The sequence below is a fragment of the Hymenobacter agri genome (assembly GCF_054778495.1).
Genome location: NZ_BAAGZM010000368.1, coordinates 1 through 4,263, shown reverse-complemented (window position 1 = coordinate 4,263; position 4,263 = coordinate 1). Strand labels below are relative to the sequence as shown.

Below are 4,263 nucleotides of genomic sequence, written 5' to 3'. Positions count from 1 at the left end.
AGGCTGGGGGAAAAGGCGGCCGGCCACGGCTTCGAGCAAGGCGTAGGCTTCGGGAGCCAGGAACTGCGGGGCGTAGTCGGCCGGCGCATCAAGGCGGGCCTGCAGGGCGGCGCGGGTGGCTTCCGATACGTGCGGTGAATCGAGCAGGGCGCGCACGGTGCCGCTGGGGTACGTGGGAGGGGTGGACATAGGGTTGGGCTTGGGCCAATACCGAGTATATACGGACGGTTCAGCTAAATACCCTTACGTATAATTCCCCGCAAAAGGGTGCAGGTTTTGGCGGGTATTTCTTAAACAAAACGCATAAAAAAAGCCGCCGACCCAGGGCCGGCGGCTTTCCCGCGCGCAAAGCAGGCGGCGCGTTACTTGAACAAGGCCAGCGCCTTAATAAACGTTTGCGACACGCCCCAGGCCAGCGGAATGCCCACGAAAAGCCAGGCTAGGACCAGCGAGCCACCGGCACCGCCTGCGGCCGGAGCCGGCGTTGAGTTATTGGGTTGCGGATTCATGTTGAATGCGATGGATGGATTGAAAGATTGAAACTTAGTGGCCGCCGGCCTCTGCCGTCACGGGGCCTTTTTCGTAGTATTTCTCGTTCACGGCCGTCACGATGATGTTGGCCAGGAAACCCACCACCAGCAGGCCGGCCATGGTGTAAAACACCGTCTGGTACATGGCGGCGCCGGTGAAGCCTTCGGCCTTGCGGCTGTCGGACAGGTAATGCACGATGAGCGGCCCGAGCACGCCCGCCGTGCTCCAGGCCGTGAGCAAACGGCCGTGAATGGCACCCACCTGGTACTTGCCAAACAGGTCGGAGAGGTAGGCCGGGGCCGTGGCAAAACCACCGCCGTACATGCTGATAATCACGCAGGCAACCACCACAAACAGCGTCAGCTGCGCATTGATGCCCAGCGTGGGCGCCAAGGCATACAGCGCCACGCCCAAGCCAAAGTAGATGGCGTACGTCACCTTACGCCCCAGCTTATCCGATGCCGACGACCAGAAGAAACGCCCCAGCAGATTGAACAAGCTGAGCAGGCCCACAAAGCCGGCTCCGGCCGCCGCCAGGGCCGCCGTGTCCATGCCCTTGCCTTTTTCGGTGCCGGAAATGACGGATTGAATGAGCGGCGAAGCCGTTTCGAGCACGCCAATGCCCGCCGTCACGTTGCAGAGCAGCACCACCCACAGCATCCAGAACTGCGGCGTTTTGATGGCGTTATCGGCCGACACGTTGGCCGTGGTAATCATGTCGTTGTGCTCGGTGCTGGGCACGTAGCCTTCGGGCTTCCAGTCGTCGGCGGGCACGCGGATGGTCCAGACGCCAAACTGCATGAACAGCAAGTAGATAATGCCCATCACGATGAACGTGGGGGCCACACCCAGCGGGGCCGAGGCTTTGAAGTGGGTCATCAGGTTGTTGGCCAGCGGCGAGCCAATCATGGCGCCGCCGCCAAAGCCCATAATGGCCATGCCCGTGGCCACCCCCTTGCGGTCCGGAAACCACTTGATGAGCGTGCTCACCGGCGAAATGTAGCCAATGCCCAGCCCGATGCCGCCCACAAACCCGTAGCCAAAATACAACAGCCAGATGCTGTGCAGGTGAATACCCAGCGCGGCAATCAGGAAGCCACCACCGAAGCAGAGTGACGAGGCGAGCATGGCCTTGCGCGGCCCCACGCGCTCGAGCCATTTCCCAAAAATGGCCGCCGATAACCCCAGCAGCACAATGGCAATGGAAAACGTGACCCCGATTTGCAGCGGCGTCCAGTCATCAGGCGCGGGCTTGGCCGGGTCGCCGCTGATGAGGGCCCCCAGCGGCTTGTTGAATACGCTGAACGCATACGCCTGCCCAATGGCCAGGTGGATGGCCAGCGCGGCCGGCGGCACCAGCCAGCGGTTGTAGCCCGGGCCCGCTACCGTGCGGCTGCGGTCAAGCAGGGAAGAGGAGTTTTCGGCCATGTACGAAGTGGGAATTGAAGTGAAAGAAGAAAGTGGGTACTGCGCCCCACGCCTTAAAAGCGGGCCGCAAGCGCCAAGGTAACCGGCTGGTTCGTTGGTTGATTGCGGCCGGCGCGGAAATGTTGCTAAACAGGTATAGGTTCTGTGCTGGCAATAAAATGGAACGTCATGCTGAGCGAAGTCGAAGCATCTCTACCGCAGTAGTAAATCCTGTCGATTGATTTTACTCTCGCGGTAGGGATGCTTCGACTTCGCTCAGCATGACGCTCTTCATTATAGCTTCTATCGAACAAGCGCTACTCGTCGCTGCTGAGCTTGCCGCCGGTGATGTGCACAAGCGAACCCGTCATAAATGAGCCGTCCTGCGAGGCTAGCAGCACGTAGGCCGGGGCCAGCTCCTCGGGCTGGCCGGGGCGCTTGAGGGCCACTTCGTGGCCGAATTTGGCAATTTCCTCCCGCGGCATGGTGCCGGGGATGTTGGGCGTCCAGACCGGGCCGGGCACCACGCAGTTCACCCGAATGCCTTTCTCGCCCAGGTACAGCGCCAGCGACTTGGTGAGGGCGTGAATACCGGCCTTCGAGCAGGCGTAATCGACCAGAATCGGAATGCCCACGATGCCCACGATGCTGCCCGTGTTGATGATGCAGTCGCCCTTCTGCAAGTGCGGAATCACGGCCTGCGCCATCCAGATGTAGCCCAGAATGTTGGTATCGAAGGTGCGACGAATCTGCTCCTCCGGAATGTCCTCGAATTTCTCCTGGCTCATCTGGAAGGCGGCGTTGTTCACCAGAATGTTCAGCCCGCCCAGCTCGGCCCGGGTGCGGCGCACGGCCTGCTTGCACTGCTCGGGGTCGCGCACATCGAGCTGCAGCAGCAGGCACTTGCGCTTCTCTTTCTCGACCATTTGCTTGGTTTTCTCAGCGTCTTCCACGTTTTCGTTGAAAACCACGGCCACGTGCGCACCTTCCTTGGCGAAGGCAATGGCCACGGCCCGGCCGATGCCGGAGTCGGCCCCGGTCACGATGGCCACTTTGTCTTTGAGCTTGCCGGCGGCTTTGTAATTAGCTAGGTCCGAATCGGGCTGCAGCTTCATATCGGCCTGTTTGGCCGGGTATGGCAGCTTTTGGGCGGCGGCCTTCATGTCTTTGGCCGTGGGGCGGCTTTCGGCTTTGGCGGGCGCGGCTTTTTGGGCGGCCGGCTTTTTGGTAGCGGGCTGGGCGGGAGCGGGCTTTTTGGGGGGCATAGCTTGTGCGGAGTAGGGTTGGGCTACTACTTACGCGAGATGCTGCCCAATGGCTACCTCGCAACTCGGCTATTGCGCGCACGATGAGCCGGCCATCCCACAAAAATCCTTGTCAGGCACTGGGGTCGGGGAAGTGCGGAGGGGCGGGCTTACCTGGCAACTGGCTTCGCTGAAAATGCCGGTGCAACGCCGCCGTGGCCCACATCGCGCCGAACGGTGCCAGAAAATACAGCCACATGTGCGTGGCAATGCCCGCCGCCACGGCCGTGCCCAGCGTGCGCGCCGGGTTCAGGCTCATGCCCGACAGTGGGGCTTCTACTACCACAAACAGCGCCAGCGCCAGGCCCGCTAGGACCCCCGCCCACGGTTTCAGCCGGCGCGAATGCAGCGCCCACAGTAGCACCAGCATTAGCGCCGCCGAAATCAGAACTTCGGCCCCCAAAGCCAGCGCCCAGCCGTGGGTGCCCTCAATGGGCGTAGTGGTGTTGTAGCGGATGTCAGGATGGTCAAACCAGGGTTTCAGCAGCCCAAACATGGCCAAGCCCGCCAGCACCGCCCCGGCAAACTGCGCCAGCCCGTACCACAGCGCATCGGCCGTGGCAATGTAGCCCAGCTGCCAGAAGCCCAGCGTCACGGCCGGGTTGAAGTGCGCGCCCGAGCGTTTGCCCCAAGGCGAGTTGGCCATGGCGGCAATCAGCAGCGCCAGAGCCGCCCCCACACCAATGCGCTGCACCCAGGGCTGCGGCCCCAACGCCCGCGCCAGGGCCGAATCGGGGTGGTGAAATACCACGCTGGCCACGCTCGACACCATTAGGAACGCCATGATGCCTGCGGCCTCAACCAGATAATGGCACCAGTGGCGGCGCAGGGCCCGGGCAAGGGAAGCGGCAAAAGCCATTCGGAAGGGGTGGTGGTGCCCTCCTGCAACGCAGAAAACGCCAGTGGGTTAAACCGTAATGCCGAGCCTGCCTATAGGCGGCGCAGTACCACGCGCCGGTTGCGGGGGCGCTGGGCGGGGTCGGCATTGTCGGCCACGGGCTGGGAGCCGCCGTAGCCCAGC

The 4,263-nt window shown here is 62.5% G+C and carries 4 protein-coding genes and 1 pseudogene; all 5 read right to left on the bottom strand.

The window, feature by feature from the left end; all coding sequences use genetic code 11:
• Positions 1 to 189 (bottom strand): annotated as a pseudogene (locus ACYVDE_RS15785) (gluconate 2-dehydrogenase subunit 3 family protein); the annotation flags it as partial.
• Between the two features lie 173 nt (positions 190 to 362).
• Complete coding sequence (locus tag ACYVDE_RS15780; RefSeq protein ID WP_460502500.1) at positions 363 to 509, bottom strand: MFS transporter small subunit; 147 nt, start codon at positions 507 to 509, stop codon at positions 363 to 365.
• 34 nt (positions 510 to 543) lie between these two features.
• Positions 544 to 1,959, bottom strand: coding sequence for an OFA family MFS transporter (locus ACYVDE_RS15775; protein WP_460502499.1), 1,416 nt, complete (start codon positions 1,957 to 1,959; stop codon positions 544 to 546).
• Positions 1,960 to 2,255: 296 nt separating this feature from the next.
• Positions 2,256 to 3,101, bottom strand: coding sequence for an SDR family oxidoreductase (locus ACYVDE_RS15770; protein ID WP_460502501.1), 846 nt, complete (start codon positions 3,099 to 3,101; stop codon positions 2,256 to 2,258).
• 214 nt (positions 3,102 to 3,315) lie between these two features.
• Entirely contained in the window at positions 3,316 to 4,101 is a 786-nt protein-coding gene (locus ACYVDE_RS15765; RefSeq protein ID WP_460502498.1) for an MIP/aquaporin family protein, read from the bottom strand.
• Positions 4,102 to 4,263: the final 162 nt, after the last annotated feature.